The following is a 21,982-nucleotide window of genomic DNA, read 5'->3' as shown; positions in this document are numbered from 1 at the left end:
ACCGTACGGCCGCCCCGAACGTTCATGGCACCGCAGCCCGAAAGGGCGAAGGTTATCCAATGACCGCCGATCGTCCGCCCACCATCGATCCCGTCGCCGCCCGGCGCTGGGCGCAGCGCGCGCCGGCGCGCCCGCCCTGGCTGCACGAGGAGGTGGGCCGCCGCATGGCCGAGCGGCTGCAGTGGATCCGGCTCGAGCCCGAGGCCTGGGCCGACTGGGAGCCGGTGCGCGGCGGCCTGGAGGCGCATGCGCTGGTGGCCGCGCGCTACCCCAAGGCGCGCCGCTGGATCGTCGAACGCGAGCCGCGGCAGGCAGCGTCGGCGAAAGCGGCGATCAAGCGGGCCTGGTGGCGCCCCGGAGCGCCCGCCCTGGAGCATGGGCCGGTGCCGGACGGTGCCGCACGCATGCTGTGGTCGAACATGGCGCTGCACATGGCGGCCGATCCGCAGGAACTCATCGCCCGCTGGCACCGCGCGCTGGCCGTGGACGGCTTCCTGATGTTCTCCTGCCTGGGGCCGGACACCGTGCGCGAACTCAAGGCCCTGCACGCGTCCCAGGGCTGGCCGCCGCCGGCCCACGACTTCACCGACATGCACGACTGGGGCGACATGCTCATTCATGCCGGATTCGCCGAACCGGTGATGGACATGGAGCGGATCGTGCTCACCTGGGAGTCGCCCGGGCGCATGGTGGAGGAACTGCGCGAACTGGGCGCCAACCTGCACCCGGCGCGCTTTGGCGGGTTGCGCGGCCACGCCTGGCGGCGCGGATGGGACGAGCAGGCCGGCCAGTTCCTGCGCGGCGCCGACGGCCGGCTCAGCCTTACCTTCGAGATCATCTACGGCCATGCGCTCAAGCCGCCGCCCAAGGTCCGCCTGGCCGGCGAATCGGCGGTGTCAGTGCAGGATTTGCAGGCCTTGTTGCGCTCAGGCCGCAAGCCGCGCTGAAAGCCGCTGCCTGGCTGGGCGGGCGGTGCAGATGGCCGCGCTACAATGTTTGTTGATCTCGATCAAAGTAACGACAGTCAGTGCCGAATCCGGTGTTTCGCTTCGCTACCGTCCAGGGTCAGGCCGTCCAGTGGTTGCTGAAACGCAATTGCTCGGTCACCCCGGCGCAGCTGGGCTGCTTCTACGCGGTGCTGTGTGTCGTGTCGCTGGTGATCGCGGGCGTTTGCTGGGCCATGGGCGCGGTGCTGGTGCTGCCGTTCACCTGGCTGGAACTGGCGGCGCTGGGCCTGGCGTTCCTCGCCTATGCGCGGCACGCCACCGATGGCGAGAAGATCTCGCTCAAGGGACGCCAGCTGGTGGTCGAGGTGGAGAGCGCAGGACAGCTGCGGCGTGCGGAGTTCAACCGCGAATGGGTGCGGGTGGAGCCGCTCGCCGATGACGGCTCGCTCATCGAGCTGTCGGGGCAGGGACGCAAGGTAAACGTCGGGCGCTACCTGCGTCCCGAACTGCGGCCGGTTCTGGCGCAGGAGATCAGAAGGGCCTTGCGGGAAGCGTGAGCGCGATGCCGCGCAGGGGTGCCACCGCGAGGATGGCGGGACGGATTTTGACAAGCTGGGTAGTCCAACAAACATGAAGAGCATTTCCAACAAGCTGGCTTCGCTGCTGTGCGCCCTGGGCGTCTTCAGCCCCTTGGCCCATGCGACGAACGACCTGCCCGGCGGGCCCGCTGTCCTGCAGCTGAACCTGCATCCCGCGGTCACGCGCATCGCCTCCGAGGTGGCCTGGCTTCACTGGTTCATGCTGATCACCTGCATCGTGATCTTCATCGCGGTTTTCGCGGTGATGTTCTATTCCATCTGGAAGCACCGCAAGTCGGTCGGCGCCAAGCCCGCCAACTTCCATGAGTCGGTCACCGTGGAAGTGGTCTGGACGATCATTCCGTTCCTGATCGTGATCGGCATGGCGCTGCCCGCCACCAAGGTGCTGGTCGCCTCCAAGGACACCAGCAACGCCGACCTCACCATCAAGGCCACCGGCTACCAGTGGAAGTGGGGCTACGACTACATCAAGGGCGAGGGCGAGGGCATGTCCTTCCTGTCCACGCTGGACAGCACGCACCGCGCGATGTCCAACGCCGGCGCCAAGGGCGACGTGCCGGACGACTACCTGCTGAAGGTCGACAACCCGCTGGTCGTGCCGGTCAACAAGAAGGTCCGCATCATCACCACCGCCAACGACGTGATCCACGCCTGGGGCGTGCCGGCCTTCGGCGTCAAGCAGGATGCGATCCCCGGCTTCGTGCGCGACACCTGGTTCCGCAGCGAAAAGACCGGCGACTTCTACGGCCAGTGCTACGAGCTGTGCGGCAAGGAGCACGCCTACATGCCGATCCACGTGAAGGTGCTGTCGCAGCAGGACTACACCGCCTGGGTCGCCGACCAGCAGAAGAAGATGGCCGCCAAGCTGGATGACCCGAAGAAGGTCTGGGCGCTGCCGGAGATCACCGCGCGCGGCGAGAAGGTCTACGCCGCCAATTGCGCCGCCTGCCACCAGGCCAACGGCAAGGGTGTCGCCGCCTTCCCGCCGCTGGACGGCGCGGCCATCGTGCAGGACGCCGACAAGAGCAAGCAGATCCAGGTCGTGCTCAATGGCCGCAATGCCATGCCCGCCTGGAAGCAGCTGAGCGACACCGACCTCGCTGCGGTCATCAGCTACACCAAGAACAACTGGTCGAACAAGACCGGCCAGATCGTGCAGCCCGCAGACGTGCTGGCGGCGCGCAAGTAAGCACCGGGCCGACAGAAATACAAGAGGACATCCATGAGCGCAGTTCTTGACCATTCGCAGGCCGGCCACGGCGAGCATCACGATCACGCGCCCACCGGCTGGCGCCGCTGGGTCTTCGCCACCAACCACAAGGACATCGGCACGCTGTACCTGCTGTTCTCCTTCACCATGCTGATGGTGGGCGGCCTGCTGGCCCTGATGATCCGCGCGGAGCTGTTCCAGCCGGGCCTGCAGCTGGTCAACCCTGAGCTGTTCAACCAGCTCACCACGATGCACGGGCTGATCATGGTGTTCGGCGCGATCATGCCGGCCTTCGTCGGCTTCGCGAACTGGATGATCCCGCTGCAGATCGGCGCGCCGGACATGGCGTTCGCGCGCATGAACAACTTCAGCTTCTGGCTGGCGGTGCCCGCCGGCATCATGCTGGTCGGCTCCTTCTTCATGCCGGGCGGCGCGCCCTCGGCCGGCTGGACGCTGTACGCGCCGCTGACGCTGCAGATGGGCCCGTCGATGGACGCCGGCATCTTCGCGATGCACATCCTGGGCGCCAGCTCGATCATGGGCTCGATCAACATCATCGTCACCATCCTGAACATGCGCGCGCCGGGCATGACGCTGATGAAGATGCCGATGTTCACCTGGACCTGGCTGATCACCGCCTACCTGCTGATCGCGGTGATGCCGGTGCTGGCTGGCGCCATCACCATGACGCTGACCGACCGTCACTTCGGCACCACCTTCTTCAACCCGGCCGGCGGCGGTGACCCGGTGATGTACCAGCACATCTTCTGGTTCTTCGGCCACCCCGAGGTCTACATCATGATCCTGCCGGCCTTCGGCATCATCAGCCAGGTCGTGCCCGCCTTCGCCCGCAAGCGCCTGTTCGGCTACGCCTCCATGGTGTACGCCACCAGCTCGATCGCGATCCTGTCCTTCATCGTGTGGGCGCACCACATGTTCACCACCGGCATGCCGGTGACGGGCCAGCTGTTCTTCATGTACGCGACCATGCTGATCGCGGTGCCCACGGCCGTGAAGATCTTCAACTGGATCGCCACCATGTGGCAGGGCTCGATGACCTTCGAGACGCCCATGCTGTTCTCGGCCGGCTTCATCTTCGTGTTCACGATGGGCGGCTTCACAGGCCTGATCCTGGCGATGGCGCCGATCGACCTGCTGCTGCAGGACACCTACTACGTGGTGGCGCACTTCCACTACGTGCTGGTGGCCGGCTCGCTGTTCGCGCTGTTCGCGGGCTTCTACTACTGGGCCCCGAAGTGGTCCGGCGTGATGTACCACGAAGGACGCGGCAAGCTGCACTTCTGGTGGTCGCTGATCTCCTTCAACGTCACCTTCTTCCCGATGCACTTCCTGGGCCTGGCCGGCATGCCGCGCCGCTATGCCGACTATCCGATGCAGTTCGCGGACTTCAACGCACTGGCCTCGGTGGGCGCCTTCTTCTTCGGCCTGGCACAGGTGTACTTCTTCTTCTTCATCGTGCTGCCGGTCATGCGTGGCCAGGGCAAGACCGCCCCGCAGCGCCCGTGGAACGACGCCGACGGCAAGGGCGCCGAGGGCCTGGAGTGGGAAGTTCCCTCGCCCGCGCCCTTCCACACCTTCGAGACGCCGCCGCGCCTGAACGCGGCCGCCAACAAGGTGCTGGGTTCGGCCCACCACTAAAGACGAACGCACCGGGCACAACGGGACCGCGCCATGCCGCAGAACCCTGAGCAGAAGAAGAGCAACCTGCGACTGGCGCTGATCCTGGCGACCATCGCAGCGGTGTTCTTCATCGGCTTCATTGTCCGCATGGTCTGGTTCGGGCATTGAGGTCGGCCATGGGTGCGCGCTCCGAAAACAGGAAGATGGTGGGCAAGCTGGTCGTGGTCGTGGCCGGCATGTTCGCCTTCGGCTACGCGCTCATCCCCATCTACAAGCACATCTGCGAAGTCACCGGCATCAACGTGCTGGCGATCGGCGAGAAGGAGGTGCCGGGCACCTCGCGCGCCGCCGCCAACACCCAGGTCGACTTCAGCCGCACCATCACGGTCGAGTTCGACGCCAACGCGCGCGGCCCCTGGGAGTTCAAGCCGGCCACGCGTTCGGTGCAGGTGCACCCAGGCGAACTGGCCACGGTGATGTACGAGTTCCGCAACGTGCAGGACCGCCGCATGTCGGCCCAGGCCATCCCCAGCTACGCGCCGCGCCAGGCCGCCTCGCACTTCAACAAGCTCGAATGCTTCTGCTTCCAGCAGTACACGCTGGAGCCCGGCGAGTCCAAGCAGTGGCCGGTGGCTTTCGTGATCGATCCCAAGCTGTCGAAGGACGTCAAGACGATCACCCTGTCCTACACCTTCTTCGAGGTCGGCGGCAAGATGCCGGCGCCCGGGGCGGTCACGGTGGGAGCAGCCTCATGAGCCGCACGGCCGCTCCGAAGGCTCATGGCACCGCAGCCCGCGGGGCGGAGGTTTTCCAATGAGCGTGGGCCGCACCATCAAGGCAGTGGCCTGGTCGTTCTTCGGCATCCGCAAGGGCAGTGAATCCCAGGAAGACCTCGGCCGGCTGAATCCCCTGCACGTCATCGTCGTCGCCATCGTGGCGGTGGGGCTGTTCGTGGCCGGGCTGATCGCTTTCGTGAATTGGGTCGCGGGCTGACCGCATGCAAGAGCAAGAGACAAACAAGGTACACAGGAGTTAGTTGCAATGAGTTCAAGCGCCACCGGCACCACGCCCTACTACTTCGTGCCCCATCCTTCACGCCACCCGGTGATGGCCGCGGTGGGGCTGCTGCTGGTCATCTTCAGCGCCGCCGAATGGATCAACGGCGCCGACTGGGCCAAGTGGACGCTGCTGTTCGGCTTCCTGTGGGTGCTCACCGTGCTGTTCCAGTGGTTCCGCGACGCCATCGGCGAGAGCGAGTCGGGCCAGTACGGCCACAAGGTCGACGTCTCCTTCCGCTGGAGCATGAGCTGGTTCATCTTCTCGGAGGTGATGTTCTTCGGCGCCTTCTTCACCGCGCTGTGGTGGCTGCGCTCGCACTCGGTGCCGGCGCTGGGCGGCGTGGAGAACGCGCTGCTGTGGCCCGACTTCAAGGCGCTGTGGCCCTCGGTGGCGCCCGGCGTTACCGCCTCGCCCGCCGGCGTGATCGAGCCCTTCTCCACCATGGGCCCGCTGTGGCTGCCCACCATCAACACGGCGCTGCTGCTGTCCTCGGGCGTGACCATCACCATCGCCCACCACCTGCTGCGCGTCAACAACCGCCCCGCGACCATCCTGTTCATGTGGCTCACCGTGCTGCTGGGCTTCTCCTTCGTCTGCGTCCAGGGCTACGAATACTTCCACGCCTACACCGACCTGAACCTCAAGCTCAGCTCCGGCGCCTACGGCTCCACCTTCTTCATGCTCACCGGCTTCCATGGCCTGCATGTGCTCATTGGCATGCTGATGCTGTTCTTCATCACGCTGCGCCTGATGAAGGGCCACTTCACGCCCGAGCGCCACTTCGGCTTCGAGGGCGCGGCCTGGTACTGGCACTTCGTGGATGTGGTCTGGCTGGGCCTGTATACCCTGGTCTACTGGACCTGAGACCCCGCCACCAAGACAAAGGGCCGCTCAGCGGCCCTTTGCGCTTTGGTGGCGACCTTCCGGCTACCCGGTCCGCAATCCGGTAGGCTGGATGTATCCCAGTTTCCACGCCAACAGGATGCACACGAACAGCAGGACGGACAGGCCGACGCGCCAGGCGAGCGCGCGCGCCATGTTGCTCGTCTTCGGCTTGCCGTGCTGGCCGTCGCGCATCATGAAGTACAGCGCCGACCCGAGGCTCCCGAGGATGCCGAGAAAGGCGAGGAGCACGAAGTATTTCATCGATGGAATTATCCGGTGAGAAGCGTGCGCGCGTTCGCCTTCTGGGCCATCACGGTCGTGGCGGCGCTGGCCGTCGCCGCGACGGCGGCGCTGGGGTTCTGGCAGCTCGGCCGCGGCCGGGACAAGGATGCACTGCAGGCCGCGATCGAAGCGCGCGAGGCCCTGCCGGCGGTGCCGCCGGAAGCAATGTCGGGGACCGAGCTGCCGCCGCTGATGCATCGCAGCGTGGTGCTGCGCGGCACCTGGGACGAGCGCCACACCGTGTTCCTCGACAACCGGCAGATGCACGGGCGGGTGGGCTTCTACGTGGTCACGCCGCTCAAGCTCGAAGGCGGCGGCGCGGTGCTGGTCCAGCGCGGCTGGGCGCCGCGCGATTTCATGCAGCGAGAGAAGCTGCCGGCGGTGCAGACGCCGCCGGGCGTGGTCGAGGTGCGCGGGCGCATCGCCCCGCCGCCGGCGCGGCTGTACCAGTTCGGCGGGGCGGGTGCCGCGGCGATCCGGCAAAATCTCGACTTGGATAGCTTCCGCGCCGAGACAGGATTGCCCTTGCCGGAGCTGGCAGTGGTGCAGAATGGCGCGGCTTCGGAAGGGCTGCTGCGCGACTGGCCGCGAGCCGGCAGCGGAAGTGAAAAGAATTACGGTTACGCCTTCCAGTGGTGGGCCTTGAGCGCCCTGATCGCCATCCTTTATGTCTGGTTCCAGTTCATCGCCCCACGCCGCCGCAAGGTCCCCCCTGCTTGACGAGCCCCTGGGCCTGACGGTGCATTCGATGCCGGAGCCGCGCGCGGCCGTCATCGGCGACGGCGCGCGCACGCGGACCGGGCGCCTGAAGATGCTGCTGGTGCTGGCCGTCTGCGCCGCGCCGGTGGTGGCGTCCTATTTCACCTACTACGTGGTCCGGCCCGAAGGCCGCCGCAGCCACGGAGAGCTGATCGAGCCGCAGCGCTCGCTGCCGGCCGTGACGGCGGAGTCGCTGCAAGGCCAGCCGGTGTCCCTGCCTTCGCTGAAAGGCCAGTGGTTGCTGGTCAGCGTCTCTGGCGGTGCCTGCGGCGACAACTGCGAAAACAACCTGTACCTGCAGCGCCAGCTGCGCGAGAGCTTCGGCAAGGACAAGGACCGCGTCGATTGGGTCTGGCTGATCGACGACCGGGCGACGGTGCGGCCTGATTTGCAGGCGGCGGTGGCGCCGGCCACGGTGCTGCGGGTGGACGCGGCGCAGCTGTCGCAATGGCTGGCACCGGCGGCGGGCAATTCCCTGCACGACCACCTGTACCTGGTGGACCCCATGGGCAACTGGATGATGCGCTTCCCGCCGGTGCGGGAGCGCGACGCCGCGTCGGCGCGCAACATCAAGCGCGACGTCGAGCGGCTGCTGCGCGCCTCCGCGTCCTGGGACACCGCCGGGCGGCCGGCCCGCTGAGAGCTGCCATGTCCTCGCAATCGCTTTACGACCTCACGCCCGCCCTGCACGTGATGGCCATGGGCATCGCCGTGGCGGTCGGTCCCCTGGCCTGGATGTGGTCGCGCCATCTGCGCGGCGGCGCCGCCCGCCAACTGCAGGCGCTGACGCTGCTGACGCTGTTCCTCACCTTCGACCTGGTGATGTTCGGCGCCTTCACGCGGCTGACCGACTCGGGCCTCGGCTGCCCGGACTGGCCCGGCTGCTACGGCAATGCCAGCCCCGTCGGCGCCGTGGAGCACATCGCCCAGGCGCAGGCACAGATGCCGGACGGCCCGGTGACCCACACCAAGGCCTGGATCGAGATGATCCATCGCTACCTCGCCACCGGCGTGGGGGTGCTGATCATCACGCTGCTGGCGGCCACCTGGCGCGAGCGCCGCCGCGGCGCCGCCGTCAGCCCCTGGTGGCCGGCCGTGACGCTCGCCTGGGTGTGCCTGCAGGGCGCGTTCGGCGCGCTCACGGTGACCATGAAGCTGCTGCCGGCCATCGTGACGCTGCACCTGCTGGGCGGCATGGTGCTGTTGGCGCTGCTGTGCCGGCAGGCGGTGGCCTATGAACATGCGCAGCGCGGCGCCGGCCGCGTCCCCATCCCCCCCGGCCTTCGCCTCGCGCTGATGGGCGTGGTCGCGCTGGTCTGGCTGCAGATCGCCCTCGGGGGCTGGGTGAGCACCAACTATGCGGTGCTGGCCTGCAGCGACTTCCCGACCTGCCAGGGCAGCTGGTGGCCGGCCATGGAATTCCGCCAGGGCTTCGAGCTCTGGCGCCCGCTGGGCATGACCTCGGGCGGTGAGCACATCGTCTTCGCCGCGCTCACGGCCATCCACTACGCCCACCGGCTGGTGGCCTACCTGGTGCTGGCGGCGCTCGCCGTGCTGGCCTGGCGCCTGCAGCGCACCGCCTTGCAGCGGCAGGGTCAGTGGATCGCGACGCTGGCGCTGCTGCAGCTGGCCACTGGCCTGTCGAACGTCGTGCTCGGCTGGCCGCTGCTGGCGGCGGTGCTGCACACCGGCGGCGCGGCCGCCCTGGTGACGGTGCTGACTTGGGCGATCTGCGAAAGCCGTGCGGCCGGCGCCGAGGCCCTGGCGCCTTCGGCCGTGGGCCGGGGAGCGTCGGCATGAGCAGTATGGGAGAGCAGGGCGTAGCCGCGCCCGCCGCATCCAGGGTGACGCAGTTCTACACGCTGATGAAGCCGCGCGTGATCCAGCTGATCGTTTTCTGCGCGCTGATCGGCATGGTGCTGGCGGTGCCGGGCGTGCCGACGCTGGCCAACCTGCGCCTGATGGCGATCGCCTGCCTGGGCATCTGGCTGGTGGCCGGCGCCGCCGCCGTCTTCAACTGCCTGGTCGAAAAAGGCATCGATGCCAAGATGCGCCGCACCGCCTGGAGGCCGACCGCCAAGGGCGAACTCGGCGACTGGCAGGCGCTGGGCTTCTCGGCCGCGCTGTGCGCGCTGGGCTCCTGGCTGCTGTACCAGGTGAATCCGCTCACCATGTGGCTCACCTTCGCGACCTTCGTCGGCTACGCGGTGATCTACACCGTGCTGCTCAAGCCGCGCACGCCGCAGAACATCGTGATCGGCGGCGCCTCGGGCGCCATGCCGCCGGTGCTGGGGTGGGCGGCGATGCGCGGCGACGTCGGGCCCGAGGCGATGATCCTGTTCCTCATCATCTTCCTGTGGACGCCGCCGCACTTCTGGGCGCTGGCGCTGTACCGCGTGGAGGACTACCGCAAGTCCGGACTGCCGATGCTGCCGGTCACCCACGGCAACGAATTCACGCGGCTGCAGATCCTGCTCTACACGCTGGTGCTGTTTGCGGCCTGCCTGCTGCCGTTCGCCTACGGCATGAGCTCCTGGCTTTACCTGGTGGCGGCCGTCATCCTGAACGCCGGCTTCACGCTGCACGCCGTGAGGCTGTGGCGCGAGTATTCCGACGCGCTGGCCCGCAAGACCTTCCGCTTTTCCCTGATCCACCTGAGCCTGCTGTTCGCTGCCCTGCTGGTGGACCACTACATGCCCTGAATCGATGAACCGACGCTTTGCCCTATCCGCCCTGTCCGTCTCTGCCGCCCTGCTGGCGCTGGGCTGCTCGCCGTCGAAGCCGCAGTTCAGTGGCATCGACCTGAGTGGCGCGGACTACGCCAAGGACTTCCAGATGCCCGACCAGAACGGGCAGATGCGCAGCCTGAAGGACTTCCGCGGCAAGCTGGTCGCGATCTTCTTCGGCTACACGCAGTGCCCGGACGTCTGCCCGACGACGCTGACCGAGATGGTGGAGGCCAAGCGCCTGCTCGGCCCCGACGGCGACAAGCTGCAGGTCATCTTCGTCACCGTCGATCCCGAGCGCGACACCCAGGAACTTCTCAAGGCCTACATGGCCAACTTCGATCCCGGCTTCATCGCCCTGCGCGGCTCGCCCGAACAGCTCGCCGCCATGGCCAAGGACTTCAAGGTGTACTACAAGAAGGTCGATGGCAAGACGCCGACCAGCTACACCATGGACCATTCGGCCGCGAGCTACGTCTACGACGCCGAAGGCCGGCTGCGCCTGTACACGCGCTACGGCAGCGGCGCCCAGCCGCTGGCGTCGGACATGAAGCTGCTGCTGAAGCAGGGTTGAACCCCGGACGATGCAGCACCTGCTGGGACGCAAGGGCGCCGCGCGTATCGCGCTGATCCCGCCCGAGGTGCTGCAGGCGCTGAACGACGGGCTGCTGCCCACTGTCAACCTCAACGAGTTCCTGGCGCTGGACCTGCCGCGGCTGGCGCGGGCGGTGGCCGGCCACATCGGCGTGGATCCGCAGGCCGAACGCCTGGCCGATGCGCTGGCCATGCTGGCCGCGTTCAGGCCGGTCAAGCGGCACGAGCATGTGGCGCGGGCCTTCTACGACCTGGTCGAGCCGCGCAGCGACCGCGATGCCCTGGCGCACGCGCTGGCCACGCACGCGAGCGACGTCGCGCGCTCGTGGGCCGCGCAATGGGTGATGTTCTCGGCCCTGTCCCTGCCGCGCAAGCTGGAGGCGGTGCGCCGTTTCGCGGCCGACCCGCACTTCGCGGTGCGCGAGACCGCGTGGATGGCGGTGCGCGACGAGGTTGCGGGCGACCTGGACCAAGCCGTGGCGCTGCTGGTGCCCTGGGTGCGCGATGCCGATGCGAACATCCGGCGCTTCGCCAGCGAGCTCACCCGCCCGCGCGGCGTGTGGTGCACCCAGATCGAACCGCTCAAGCGCGAGCCCTGGCGTGGCCTGCCGCTGATCGAGCCGCTGCGTGCCGACCCCAGCCTGTATGTGCGCAACTCGGTGGCCAACTGGCTGAACGACGCCAGCAAGACGCAACCCGAATGGGTGGAGCAGGTCTGCACCCGCTGGCTGCGCGAATCGGCCGGGCCCCACACCGCCTACATCGCGCGGCGGGGCATGCGTTCGTTTCCCGAGACGCCCTAGGGGCCTGCCGCGCCGGCTCCCGCGCTCACTCCGCCTTGATGTTGCGGGTGCGGATCACTTCGCCCAGCAGCGCCGTGTCGGCCTTGATGCGGTTGGCCAGGCCCTCGGCGGACGTGCCGGCCACCTGCCAGCCCTGCTGGAACAGCTTGGCGCGCACATCGGGCGTGCGGACGATGTCGGCGATCAGCGCCGACAGCTTGGCGGCGATGGGCCGGGGCAGGCTCGCCGGCGCCGCGGCCGCATTCCAGATCTCGAGCTGGAAGTCGCGGGTGACGCCGCTTTCGTTCAGGCTCGGGAACTCGGGGGCGAGCGAGCTGCGGCCGCTGGAGGTGACGCCGATGGCCTTGAGCTTGCCGGCGCGGATCTGCGGCGCCGCCAGGCCCGGGGGCAGCAGCGCGAGCTGGATCTGGCCGCCGATCATGGCGTTGATCACCTGCGGATTGCCGGGGTAGGGCACGTGCACCGGGTCGATGCCGCCCTTGGTCTTGAGCAGTTCCATGCCGATGTGGCCCACGGTGCCCACGCCGGGTGTGCCGTAGCTCCACTTGTTGCCGGCCTCGCGCGCGGCGGCAAAGAACTCCTGCGCATTGCGCCCGGGCGCTGCGGCCGCGGCGGCGAGCAGCAGCGGCGCCGTGCCGATCAGGCTGAGGGGCGCCAGGTCCTTGAGCGGATCGAAGGGCGTGGCCGGATTCAGCAGCTTGGCAATGGTCATGTTGCCGTTGATCAGCACGCCGATCGTGTGCTCGTCGGTGGCCTTGGCCAGCAAGTCGGCAGCGATGTTGCCGCCCGCGCCCGGCTTGTTCTCGACGACCACCGGCTGGCCCAGGGCCCGCGACAGCGGCTCGGCGATCGTGCGCGCCGTCAGGTCGGGCGTGGAACCGCCGGGGAAGCCCACCAGGATGCGAACCGGCTTGGAAGGCCAGGCTGGCGCCTTGGGTTGGGCCCAGGCGGTGCCGGCGGCGGCCATGCCGAGCGCCAGCACGGTCCGGCGGGGAAGCTGTGAAGCCATGGTGAGGTTCCTAGAAGTTCAAGACGCGAATCAGTTTGCGGGCATCGGGCCAGGCTGAGTTCACGGCCTCGATCAGCCAGTTGAGGCTGGCCTCGGCGCCGAGGTCGCGGTCCGGCAGCAGCGCCACCGCCACCTGCAGCTTCAGCACCAGGCCCGGCGGCAGGCCCGGCGAGTTCCGCAGGCCACTGGCCACCAGCTGCTGCGCGCGGCTCGCGGCTTCCTGCGGCGTTGCCGGCCCCTCCAGCAGCAGTGCGAACTGGTGGTCGCCGACGCGCGCCGCCATGTCCATGTCGGTGACCACGTTGCGCAGCAGCGAGGTCGCCACCACCAGCGCGCGTTCGGCGGTGTCACGCCCGTACTCGGCGATGATGGCCTCGTAGTTGGCGATCTTCACGCCCAGCACGGCGCAGGTGTGCTTGAGGGTCGCGCAGCGGGCCAGCGATCCCTCCAGGCGCTCCAGCAGGGTGCGGGTGTGCGCCAGACCCGTGAGCGTGTCATTGCTGGCGAGCCCGGCGGCCCGCGCCTGCGCCTCGCGCCGGAAGCTGCCGCGCAGGATCAGCGCATAGAAAAGTATGGGCATCTCCAGCGCCGCCCCGATGGTGACGCCGTAGCGGGTCAACGCGCTGATCGGGATGAGGTTGAAGGCGCGCGCCACAGGGAACATGGCCATGACCAGCACGGGCAGGAAGCCCAGCGCGATCAGGCGCACGTGCGGATCGTGGCCCTTGATCCAGACCAGCGCGATCAGGGCCGCGATCACCACCAGCGCCACCGCGGTGAGGGCGACCACCAGCAGGATGGAGCGGCGCGACATCAGCACCGCATCGAGCGCCACGGCGGAGAGCAGCGCCGCGATCAGCGCCCAGACGGTGAGGTCCAGGGCGCGTGAATAGCGCGCCGGCTCGGTGACGACCTTGGCGAACCACAACGCCACGGCGCCCGAGATGAAGGGCAGCACGGCGGCGGCCATCTCGTTCCAGTGCTGCCAGGATTCCCACACATGCTGGGCGCCCACCCCCAGGTAGGCGAGCTGGCCGCACGCCAGCGCAAAGACATAGACGGCATAGGCCGCGAAGTTGCGGTCGCGGTAGGCAATCGCGTTGGCCGCCGACACCAGGGCGATCAGCAGGGCCAGGCTGAAGTAACCGCCGAGCAGGAACTGCTCGCGCTCGCGCGAGGCCAGCAGCGTGGCCTGGTCGACGACGAACAGCGGCGAGGCGAAGTCCACCCGCTCGTGCTCCACCCGCAGCCAGTAGCGCACCGGTTGCTCGCTCGGGCCGGCGAGCTCGAAGGTCGGCAGGCGCCCGGGCAGGGGCCACTCCGACACCATCTTCGAGTCGCCCGCTTCCTGCGTCACCCACTGCCCGTTGGCGGCGCGGTAGAACAGCTGGACGCGATCCACGCCGGACGACCCGACCTCCAGGAACCAGCGCTGCTGGCCGCGGTTGTGGGCGTCGAACTGAATCCACAGGACCTTGTCGTCGAGCCGGTAGCTGTAGCCGGCGTCTCGCATTGCCCAGGGAATGCTGTCGCCGGCGGTCTCCAGGCTGTCGGGTGTTTCGAGTCTCCGCTCATCGAGCCAGAACCGGCTGCGCAGGGTCAGCGGGATCTCTTGCTGCGTCCTGCCGAGCTCCAGGGCCGGCGGCGCGGCGACAGGCTCGGCCGGCCCGGCATCGCGCGCCCAGCCTGAGCCGGCCAGCAATGCCGTCAGTACAAGACCCATCAGCCAGGGCCATATCCGGTTCAGTCCGCCCCTCACCAAGGCATTGTCCCAGCAATTGGCTGTTTCGGCACCGGAAAGGGCAAGGCCCGGACGGGCCGGGCCTTGGATGTGTTGCGAAGCCGACGCCGGAGCGCGCCAGCGTCATCTCGAGGCGCTTGCCTCAGGCGTAGGCCGCCAGCGCCTTGCGCATCTTCTTCATCGCGGCCGACTCGATCTGGCGGATGCGTTCCGCGCTCACGCCGTACTCGGCCGCCAGCTCGTGCAACGTCATGCCGCCCGAGCCGTCGTCGTTGACCTTGAGCCAGCGCTCCTCGACGATGCGGCGGCTGCGCGGGTCGAGTTGCTCCAGCGCCGCGGCGATGCCGTCGGTCGCCATCACGGCCCGCTGCTGGGTTTCGATCACCGCGGTGGGCTCATGGCTGGCGTCGGCCAGATAGGCGATCGGACCGAAGGCGTCCTCGCCATCGTCGCCGGGCGACGGGTCCAGCAGCACGTCGCCGCCGGCCATGCGCGCTTCCATCTCGATCACTTCCTCGCGCTTGACGTTCAGCTCGCGGGCCATGACGTCGATCTGGGCGTCGGTCAGGCTGTCGCGGTGCGTCTGGGCATCGGCGTCGTCCTTGAAGCCCTGCTTCATCGAGCGCAGGTTGAAGAACAGCTTGCGCTGGGCCTTGGTGGTGGCCACCTTGACCATGCGCCAGTTCTTCAGGATGTATTCGTGGATTTCGGCCTTGATCCAGTGCAGGGCGTAGCTGACCAGGCGCACGCCCTGGTCAGGGTCGAAGCGCTTGACCGCCTTCATCAGGCCGATGTTGCCCTCCTGGATCAGGTCGCCGTGCGGCAGGCCGTAGCCCAGGTATTTGCGGGACACCGCAACCACCAGCCGCAGGTGCGAAAGCACCAGCTTACCGGCCGCTTCCAGGTCGTTGTGCTCCTTGAGCTTGCGCGCGTATTCCTGCTCCTCCTGATGGGTCAGCATGGGCAGGCGGTTCACCGCCGAGATATAAGCGTCCAGGTTGCCCAGCGAAGGCACGACCGCCCACGGATTGGCCATTGCCACAGCCGTGCCGGGTGCTCCTACAGGATTGGACATACCAAGGGCTCCTTTCATATATGGATCTATGTTAGCACTCTCTTTGATCGAGTGCTAAGCCCCGAGTTCAACAGGGTTTCAGGCCCCGGAACCCGGCGACGCCCGGCTCAGCCGTTGCCGGCCCCGGGCATATGAATGTCATTGATCGCTGGCGCTGACCAGGGTTCCCCAACGGCGACCGGATGGGCTGGCGGAAGGCCTACCAGCGGATGCCCAGCTTGACGAACAGCTTGCTCAGCACGAACAGCGGGCCGACCCAGAGGTACTGCAAGTCCTCGAAGAAGGAGGGTTTGCGGCCCTCGATGGCGTGCCCAATGAACTGCCCGATCCAGGCCAGCACGAAGATGGCGATGGAGATCGGTAGAACCATCGTTCCCATGGCCCAGACCAGCGCCAGCCCGACCGCCGACAGCAGGGTCATGGTCAGCAGGAACACCGCCGACAGCCGCGCGTAGTAGACCAGGCTGGCGCCGAGGAAGGCATAGGCCAGCCAGGGATGGACGGCGTAGATCAGCCCGATCAGGCTGAGCATGATCAGCGGGATCGCCACGCAGTGGATCGCGCCGTTGGTGGGGTTGCGGTGGCTTTCGCCGTAGTGCGCCAGCAGCTGGTCGACGCGGCGCTCGCCGGCCGCGGCGACGTTGTCGGTCATCGTGCTCATCGTTCTTCTCCTTTTTGGAAGAATCCAGGGGGTGCCCAGGGGGACATCATGCAAGACCGTCGAGAAGACCATATTTTGACCGTGACCACCACCGTGGCTTCCCTCGATCAGGCGCGCGCGCTGGCCGCCCTGATCATGGACCGGCGGCTGGCCGCCTGCGTGCAGCTGGACGCGATCGCGGCGTCGCTGTATCGCTGGCAGGGAGAGTTGTGCGAGGAGCCGGAGGTGCGCCTGTCCATCAAGACCGTGCCCGGGCAGGAGGCCGCGCTGGAGGCGCTGTTCGCGCAGCACCATCCCTACGAGCTGCCGCAGTTCCTGGCCGGCACGCAGGCGGCCAGCGCGGCCTACGCGCGCTGGGTGCGCGAGGCGGTCATCAGCGGATGACCAGCCGCGCCTGGGGCGCGGCCACGCACTCGCCGATCACCGCCGCCTGCGCGAAGCCATGGCGCTGGAACAGGTCCAGCACCGCCCCAGCCGCGCCCGGGTCGCAGGACACCAGCAGCCCCCCGCTGGTCTGCGGGTCGGTCAGCAGCGCCTGGTCGACGGCATCAAAGCCGGCCGGCAGCTGCACCCCGGATCCATAGCCGGCCCAGTTGCGCCCGGAGGCGCCGGTGACGAATCCAGCCTGCGCGAGCTCGCGCACGCCCTCGAGCAGCGGCACCCGAGCCCAGTCGATCTGCAGTTCCAGGCCGGCGCCGCGCGCGATTTCGAGCGCGTGGCCCGCGAGTCCGAACCCGGTCACGTCGGTGAGCGCATGCACACCCGGCAGCGCCGCCAGCTCGGGCCCCGGCGTGTTCAGCCGCGTGGTCGTGGCCAGCATGCGCGCGTAGCCTTCGCGATCGAGTTGCTCCTTCTTGAGCGCGGCCGACAGCACACCGACCCCGAGCGGCTTGCCCAGCACCAGCAGGTCGCCGGCCCGGGCGTCGGCATTGCGCTTGACGCGCTTGGGGTGCACCAGGCCCAGCGCTACCAGCCCGTAGATCGGCTCCACCGAGTCGATGGTGTGGCCGCCCGCCACCGGGATGCCGGCGGCGCGGCACACCGACTCGCCGCCCTCCAGGATGCGGCCGATCGTCTGGGTGGACAGCACGTTGACCGGCATGCCGACCAGCGCCAGCGCCATGATCGGCTGGCCGCCCATGGCGTACACGTCGGAAATCGCATTGGTCGCCGCGATCCGCCCGAAATCGAAGGGATCGTCGACGATGGGCATGAAGAAGTCGGTCGTCGCGATCAGCGCCTGCTCGTCATTGAGCTGGTAGACGGCCGCATCGTCGGCCGTCTCGATGCCCACCAGCAGCTGCGGCGGCACCGGCAGGCGCGCCGTCTTCTGCAGGATCTCCGACAGCACGCCGGGGGCGATCTTGCAGCCGCAGCCGCCGCCGTGCGAGAGGGAGGTGAGCCGGGGTTCGGTGGTGGCCATGCTTTAGGCGAGCAGCGCCAGCGCGAACTCGCGTGCGTCGAAGGTCTCGAGATCTTCCAGCTTTTCGCCCACGCCGATGAAATAGACCGGCACGGGCTTTTCCTGGGCGATGGCGGCCAGCACGCCACCCTTGGCGGTGCCATCGAGCTTGGTCACGATCAGGCCGGTCAGGCCCAGCGCGTCGTCGAAGGCCTTGACCTGGGCCAGCGCATTCTGGCCGGTGTTGCCGTCGATCACCAGCAGCACCTCGTGCGGGCCGCTGGGTTCCGCCTTCTGCACCACGCGCTTGATCTTGCGCAGCTCCTCCATCAGGTGCAGCTGCGTCGGCAGGCGTCCGGCGGTGTCGACCAGCACCACGTCCTTGCCGCGCGCGCGGCCGGCGCTGACGGCGTCGAAGCTGACGGCCGCGGGATCGCCGCCCTGCTGGCTCACGATTTCCACGGTGTTGCGGTCGGCCCAGACCGCGAGCTGCTCGCGCGCCGCCGCCCGGAAGGTGTCGGCCGCGGCCAGCAGCACCGATTCGCCCTCGTCGGCCAGGTGCTTGGTCAGCTTGCCGATGGAGGTGGTCTTGCCCGCGCCGTTCACGCCCGCGACCATGATCACGGTGGGCTCGTGTTCGCCGATCACCAGGTCCTTTTGCAGCGGACGCAGCAGCTGCGTCAGCGCATCGACCAGGATGTTCTTGGCCTGCACCGGGCGCGAGGCGCCGCTGGCCTGCACCCGCCGCTTGACCTCGTCCAGCAGGTGCTGGGTGGCCTTAACGCCGGTGTCGGCCATCAGCAGGGCCGTTTCCAGCTCTTCGTAGAAGGCCTCGTCGATCTGGCCGCCGGTGAACACCTGCGAGATGGACGAGCCGGTCTTGCGCAGGCCGACCGTCAGGCGATTGAGCCAGCCCTGGCGCTCGGGCGCGACGGCGGGCACCACCGGGATGTCGATGGCCTCGACGACGGCCGTGCCGATCAGGCTGCCGCGCGCGGGCGCGGCCACAGGCGCAGCCGTCGCAGCGGGCGCGGCGGTAGAAGCCGGCGGCGGCTCGGCGGGCGCCGCCAGGGGCGCCGGGGGCGGCGCCGCCGGCTCGGGAGTTGCGATGGGCGCTGGCGCGGGGGTCGCGGCAGGCTTTTTCCGGAAGAAGCTGAACATCAGGACGGTTCTTAGAATCCGGAATTCTATGAAACCCACCCTGCAACGACTGCTCCAGGTCCCGCTGCTCCTGCTTGCGCTCGCGTTGGAGCCCGCCTTCGCCCAGAGCGCGCCCAAGGCGCCCGATACCCAGCAATTCAAGCTCGACAACGGCATGACCGTGATCGTCAAGCCCGATCACCGCGCGCCCACGGCGGTCCAGATGGTCTGGGTGCGGGTGGGCTCGCTCGACGAGGTCGATGGCGCCAGCGGCCTGGCGCACATGCTGGAGCACATGCTGTTCAAGGGCACGAAGACACTGGGACCCAACGAGTTCTCGCAGCGCGTGGCGGCCCTGGGCGGGCGCGAGAACGCCTTCACCATGCGCGACGCCACCGGCTACTACCAGCAGATTCCGGCCGGCAAGCTCGAGGAGGTGATGAAGCTCGAGTCGGACCGGTTCGCCAACAACCAGTGGCCCGACGACGAATTCAAGCGCGAGCTCGAAGTGGTCAAGGAGGAGCGCCGCTGGCGCACCGAGGACCAGCCGCGCGCGCTGCTGTGGGAAACGCTCAATGCGACGGTGTATTCGGCCTCGCCCTACCGCCGGCCGGTGGTCGGCTGGATGAGCGACCTGGAGTCCATGACGGCGCAGGACGCGCGCGATTTCTACAGGCGCTGGTACGTGCCCGGCAACGCGGTTCTGGTGGTGGCCGGCGACGTGGACCCGGCGCAGGTCAGGCGGCTGGCGCAGAAGTACTATGGCACGATCCCCGCGCGCGCGGTGCCGGTGCGCAAGCCCCGCATCGAGCCCGATCAGGCCGGCATCCGCCGCCTCGAGTTCAAGGCGCCGGCCGACCAGGCTTATGTGGCGCTGGCGTTCAAGGTGCCGCAACTGACGTCCTTCGAATCCACCCCGGACAACGATGACGCGCTGGCGCTCACCGTGCTGGCGGCGGTGCTCGATGGCTACAGCGGCGCGCGGCTGGAGCGCGCGCTGACGCAGGGCGCGGACCGGGTGGCCGATGGCGCGGGCGCGGGCAACGGCCTGTGGGGCCGCGGGCCGCAGCTGTTCACGCTGGACGGCATTCCCGCCAAGGGCAAGACGCCCGAGCAGGTCGAAGCGGCCTTGCGCGCCGAGGTGACGAAGGTGGCGCGCGAGGGCGTCACCGAAGCGGAGCTCAACCGCGTCAAGACCCAGTGGGTGGCCAGCCAGGTCTACAAGCGCGACTCCATCGTGAGCCAGGCGAACGAATTGGGCGGGCAGTGGGTGATCGGCATGCCGGTGGATGCGCAGGAGCGCCTGATCGAGCGCCTGCGTGGTGTGACGGCGGCGCAGGTGCAGGCGGTGGCCGGCAAGTATTTCGGCGACGACCAGCTCACGGTGGGCACCCTGCGCCCGCAACCGCTGGACCCCAACCGCAAGCCGCGCGCGCGTCCCGCCGGCGTGAGGGACTGACATGACAAACGACCCCCGTGGCGCGGTCCGCGCGCTCGCCTTCCTCTGCCTGCTCTGCGCGTGCCTGGCCGCGCGCGCTGCCATCCCGATCCAGCATTGGGTGCAGCCCAGCGGCGCGAAGATCTACTTCGCCGCCAGCCCCTCGATCCCCATCGTCGACGTGCGCGTCGACTTCGATGCCGGCGGCCGCCGCGAGCCAGGCGACATGGCGGGCCTGGCCAACATCACGGCGGACATGACGGCCAAGGGCATCGCCGCGCATGGCAGCGAGCCGGAGTTGGACGAGAACCAGCTCGGCGAAGCCTGGGCCGACCTGGGCGCAGGACTGGAGGAGAGTGCGACGTCGGACCGCATGAGCTTCTCGCTGCGCACGCTGGCCTATCCGGACATCCTGCCCAAGGCCGTGGCGCTGGCGGCGCGGCAACTGGGCCAGCCTTCGTTTCCCGATGAGGTCTGGCAGCGCGAGCGCCAGCGCCTGGCGGCCTCGGTGCGCGAGGCGAACACGCGCCCCGGCGTGGTGGCGGGCAAGGCCTACGCGGCCTCGGTGTACGGCAAGCACCCTTATGGCCACGAAGTGACGGAGGAGTCGCTTGCCCGCATCAACGTGGCCGACATGAAGCGGCACTACCAGATGCTCGAGCCGTGCCGCGCCAAGGTGAGCATCGTGGGCGCGCTGACGCGCGAGCAGGCGGATGGCCTGGCCACCGCGCTCCTTTCGCGCCTGCCCGCCGCGGTGAGCGGCAAGTGCGATGCGCTGCCCGCCGTGCCCGACGTGCCGCCGCTGGAAGCTTCGTCACTGAAGTCGATTCCCTTCGCCTCGGCCCAAGCCCATGTGCTGATGGGCCAGCCCGGCTACAAGCGCAACGACCCGGACCACTTCCCGCTGATCGTGGGCAACTACATCCTGGGCGGCGGCGGACTGGTGTCGCGCCTGGCGATCGAGGTGCGCGAGAAGCGCGGCCTGAGCTACAGCGCCGGCAGCAGCTTCTCGCCCGGCCTGTCCGCGGGCGCGTTCACCGTCAGCCTGCAGACCCGCCCCGACCAGGCCCAGCAGGCCCTGCAGGTGGCCCGTGACGTGGTGTCGCGCTTCATCGCCTCCGGCCCGACGCCGGTCGAATTGAAGGCCGCCAAGGACTACCTGGTCGGCGGTTACCCGCTGCTGATCGACAGCAACCGCAAGCTGCTGGACAACATCGCCAACATCGCGTGGTACGACCTGCCGCTGGACTACCTGGACACCTGGACCGCGCAGGTGCAGCGCGTCACGGCGGCCGACGTCAAGTCGGCGTTCGGCCGCAAGCTGCATCCGGACCGCATGGTGACGGTGACGGTCGGCGCGCCTGCCGCCCCGGCCGCGCCTGCCGGGGCCGCGCGCTGATGCCGGCCGCATGAAGAGCAGGGGCGCCCCACCGCGCGAGGTGCGGATCATCGGCGGGCAATGGAAGCGCACCAGGCTGCCGGTGCCCGACCGGCCCGGCCTGCGGCCGACGCCCGACCGCGTGCGCGAGACCCTGTTCAACTGGCTCGGCCAGGACCTGAGCGGCTGGCGCTGCATGGACGTGTTCGCCGGCACCGGCGCGCTCGGTTTCGAGGCGGCCTCGCGCGGCGCCGCCCAGGTGCTGCTCATCGAGCAGGACCCGCAACTGGCCGAGCTGCTGCGGGCCGCCCAGCGCAAGCTGGACGCTGCGGCCGTGCGCGTGCAGCGCGGCGACGGCCTCGCCACCCTGGCCGGGGCTGCGCCGGGCAGTTTCGATCTGGTGTTCCTCGACCCGCCCTTCGATGCCGGGCTCTGGGAGCAGGCGCTCGCTGCCGCGGCCGCCGCCGCCGGACCCGATGGCTTCGTCTACCTGGAGGCGCCGCGCGAGTGGGATGAGGCCGCGCTGTTGCCCTTCGGCCTGACGCCGGCCCGCCACCTCAAGGCCGGCGCCGTGCACGCCCACCTGCTGCGCCGCGCTGCATAATGCAGCGCAACAAGTGCCGCTCAGGAGAT

Annotated in this window: 25 protein-coding genes; 18 read left to right on the top strand and 7 right to left on the bottom strand. The window is 68.7% G+C overall.

The genetic code is table 11. The features are described from left to right. The first annotated feature begins 59 nt into the window (after window positions 1–59). The 8 genes from UC35_RS07705 to UC35_RS07675 all read left to right on the top strand — a co-directional run bounded on the left by UC35_RS07705 (window position 60) and on the right by UC35_RS07675 (window position 6,320). A complete protein-coding gene (locus tag UC35_RS07705) occupies window positions 60–947 on the top strand; it encodes a methyltransferase domain-containing protein (protein WP_061497750.1) in 888 nt (295 codons plus the stop codon). Window positions 948–1,027: 80 nt separating this feature from the next. Next, window positions 1,028–1,504 carry a DUF2244 domain-containing protein gene (locus UC35_RS07700; protein WP_061497748.1) on the top strand — a complete coding sequence of 159 codons (477 nt, stop codon included), beginning with the start codon at window positions 1,028–1,030 and terminating at the stop codon, window positions 1,502–1,504. 73 nt (window positions 1,505–1,577) lie between these two features. After that, window positions 1,578–2,735 carry a cytochrome c oxidase subunit II gene (coxB, locus tag UC35_RS07695; protein WP_061497746.1) on the top strand — a complete coding sequence of 386 codons (1,158 nt, stop codon included), beginning with the start codon at window positions 1,578–1,580 and terminating at the stop codon, window positions 2,733–2,735. Window positions 2,736–2,768: 33 nt separating this feature from the next. Further along, window positions 2,769–4,415: a cytochrome c oxidase subunit I gene (gene ctaD, locus UC35_RS07690; protein ID WP_061497743.1), complete on the top strand. Its 1,647-nt coding sequence runs from the start codon at window positions 2,769–2,771 to the stop codon at window positions 4,413–4,415. Window positions 4,416–4,448: 33 nt separating this feature from the next. Next, window positions 4,449–4,565, top strand: coding sequence for a cytochrome oxidase small assembly protein (locus UC35_RS24205; protein ID WP_227820493.1), 117 nt, complete (start codon window positions 4,449–4,451; stop codon window positions 4,563–4,565). Between the two features lie 8 nt (window positions 4,566–4,573). After that, window positions 4,574–5,152: a cytochrome c oxidase assembly protein gene (locus UC35_RS07685; RefSeq protein WP_061497741.1), complete on the top strand. Its 579-nt coding sequence runs from the start codon at window positions 4,574–4,576 to the stop codon at window positions 5,150–5,152. A 58-nt stretch (window positions 5,153–5,210) separates the two neighbouring features. After that, complete coding sequence (locus UC35_RS07680) at window positions 5,211–5,390, top strand: DUF2970 domain-containing protein (RefSeq protein WP_061497740.1); 180 nt, start codon at window positions 5,211–5,213, stop codon at window positions 5,388–5,390. Between the two features lie 48 nt (window positions 5,391–5,438). Beyond that, complete coding sequence (locus tag UC35_RS07675; protein WP_061497738.1) at window positions 5,439–6,320, top strand: cytochrome c oxidase subunit 3; 882 nt, start codon at window positions 5,439–5,441, stop codon at window positions 6,318–6,320. Window positions 6,321–6,383: 63 nt separating this feature from the next. Here UC35_RS07675 and UC35_RS07670 read toward each other — a convergent pair whose 3' ends face one another. Beyond that, the gene (locus UC35_RS07670; RefSeq protein WP_061497737.1) at window positions 6,384–6,602 is read right to left on the bottom strand and encodes a twin transmembrane helix small protein; all 219 of its coding nucleotides are present in this window, start codon (window positions 6,600–6,602) and stop codon (window positions 6,384–6,386) included. A 15-nt stretch (window positions 6,603–6,617) separates the two neighbouring features. Between UC35_RS07670 and UC35_RS07665 the strand changes: the two genes are divergently transcribed. From UC35_RS07665 to UC35_RS07640, 6 genes are read left to right on the top strand one after another with little or no spacing between them, the layout of a single operon-like run. After that, a complete protein-coding gene (locus UC35_RS07665) occupies window positions 6,618–7,343 on the top strand; it encodes an SURF1 family protein (protein ID WP_227820492.1) in 726 nt (241 codons plus the stop codon). Then, on the top strand, window positions 7,291–8,022 hold the full coding sequence (locus tag UC35_RS07660; RefSeq protein WP_061497735.1) for an SCO family protein: 732 nt from the start codon (window positions 7,291–7,293) through the stop codon (window positions 8,020–8,022). The genes UC35_RS07665 and UC35_RS07660 overlap by 53 nt, the downstream gene beginning before the upstream one ends. An 8-nt stretch (window positions 8,023–8,030) precedes the next feature. After that, complete coding sequence (locus UC35_RS07655; RefSeq protein WP_061497734.1) at window positions 8,031–9,182, top strand: COX15/CtaA family protein; 1,152 nt, start codon at window positions 8,031–8,033, stop codon at window positions 9,180–9,182. Then, the gene (gene cyoE, locus UC35_RS07650) at window positions 9,179–10,084 is read left to right on the top strand and encodes a heme o synthase (RefSeq protein ID WP_173861252.1); all 906 of its coding nucleotides are present in this window, start codon (window positions 9,179–9,181) and stop codon (window positions 10,082–10,084) included. Before UC35_RS07655 ends, cyoE begins: the two co-directional genes overlap by 4 nt. A gap of 4 nt (window positions 10,085–10,088) precedes the next feature. Continuing rightward, window positions 10,089–10,682 (top strand): SCO family protein, encoded by a 594-nt coding sequence (locus UC35_RS07645; RefSeq protein ID WP_061497732.1) that lies wholly within the window; start codon window positions 10,089–10,091, stop codon window positions 10,680–10,682. Between the two features lie 10 nt (window positions 10,683–10,692). Then, window positions 10,693–11,505, top strand: a complete 813-nt coding sequence (locus UC35_RS07640; protein ID WP_061497725.1) for a hypothetical protein — start codon at window positions 10,693–10,695, stop codon at window positions 11,503–11,505. A gap of 25 nt (window positions 11,506–11,530) precedes the next feature. Here UC35_RS07640 and UC35_RS07635 read toward each other — a convergent pair whose 3' ends face one another. The 4 genes from UC35_RS07635 to UC35_RS07620 form a co-directional block, all read right to left on the bottom strand. Further along, the gene (locus tag UC35_RS07635) at window positions 11,531–12,514 is read right to left on the bottom strand and encodes a Bug family tripartite tricarboxylate transporter substrate binding protein (protein WP_061497722.1); all 984 of its coding nucleotides are present in this window, start codon (window positions 12,512–12,514) and stop codon (window positions 11,531–11,533) included. A 10-nt stretch (window positions 12,515–12,524) separates the two neighbouring features. After that, window positions 12,525–14,237, bottom strand: coding sequence for a 7TM diverse intracellular signaling domain-containing protein (locus UC35_RS07630; RefSeq protein ID WP_145979374.1), 1,713 nt, complete (start codon window positions 14,235–14,237; stop codon window positions 12,525–12,527). Between the two features lie 160 nt (window positions 14,238–14,397). Next, the gene (rpoH, locus tag UC35_RS07625) at window positions 14,398–15,330 is read right to left on the bottom strand and encodes an RNA polymerase sigma factor RpoH (protein WP_061497718.1); all 933 of its coding nucleotides are present in this window, start codon (window positions 15,328–15,330) and stop codon (window positions 14,398–14,400) included. Between the two features lie 199 nt (window positions 15,331–15,529). Continuing rightward, a complete protein-coding gene (locus UC35_RS07620) occupies window positions 15,530–15,991 on the bottom strand; it encodes a DUF962 domain-containing protein (RefSeq protein ID WP_061497716.1) in 462 nt (153 codons plus the stop codon). A 48-nt stretch (window positions 15,992–16,039) separates the two neighbouring features. Between UC35_RS07620 and cutA the strand changes: the two genes are divergently transcribed. Beyond that, a complete protein-coding gene (cutA, locus tag UC35_RS07615; RefSeq protein ID WP_061497714.1) occupies window positions 16,040–16,375 on the top strand; it encodes a divalent-cation tolerance protein CutA in 336 nt (111 codons plus the stop codon). On the opposite strand, the gene selD is transcribed toward cutA, so the two are convergent. Next, complete coding sequence (gene selD / locus UC35_RS07610) at window positions 16,365–17,414, bottom strand: selenide, water dikinase SelD (RefSeq protein WP_061497712.1); 1,050 nt, start codon at window positions 17,412–17,414, stop codon at window positions 16,365–16,367. The genes cutA and selD overlap by 11 nt on opposite strands. Window positions 17,415–17,417: 3 nt before the next feature. Continuing rightward, window positions 17,418–18,554 (bottom strand): signal recognition particle-docking protein FtsY, encoded by a 1,137-nt coding sequence (gene ftsY, locus UC35_RS07605; protein ID WP_061497710.1) that lies wholly within the window; start codon window positions 18,552–18,554, stop codon window positions 17,418–17,420. Between the two features lie 28 nt (window positions 18,555–18,582). On the opposite strand from ftsY, the gene UC35_RS07600 reads away from it, so the two are divergent. Genes UC35_RS07600 through rsmD form a run of 3 tightly spaced genes read left to right on the top strand, consistent with a single transcriptional unit; the run spans window position 18,583 to window position 21,953 of the window. Next, entirely contained in the window at window positions 18,583–19,992 is a 1,410-nt protein-coding gene (locus UC35_RS07600; protein WP_061497708.1) for a M16 family metallopeptidase, read from the top strand. Window position 19,993: 1 nt separating this feature from the next. Continuing rightward, on the top strand, window positions 19,994–21,370 hold the full coding sequence (locus UC35_RS07595) for a M16 family metallopeptidase (protein WP_061497706.1): 1,377 nt from the start codon (window positions 19,994–19,996) through the stop codon (window positions 21,368–21,370). A gap of 10 nt (window positions 21,371–21,380) precedes the next feature. Then, window positions 21,381–21,953 carry a 16S rRNA (guanine(966)-N(2))-methyltransferase RsmD gene (gene rsmD / locus UC35_RS07590; RefSeq protein WP_082792929.1) on the top strand — a complete coding sequence of 191 codons (573 nt, stop codon included), beginning with the start codon at window positions 21,381–21,383 and terminating at the stop codon, window positions 21,951–21,953. Window positions 21,954–21,982 lie beyond the last annotated feature (29 nt).

This window comes from Ramlibacter tataouinensis, from assembly GCF_001580455.1.
In the GTDB taxonomy this organism is placed as follows: Bacteria; Pseudomonadota; Gammaproteobacteria; order Burkholderiales; family Burkholderiaceae_C; genus Ramlibacter; species Ramlibacter tataouinensis_B.
The sequence above is the reverse complement of the archived record's forward strand: the minus strand, read 5'-3'. Positions and strand labels throughout refer to the sequence as shown.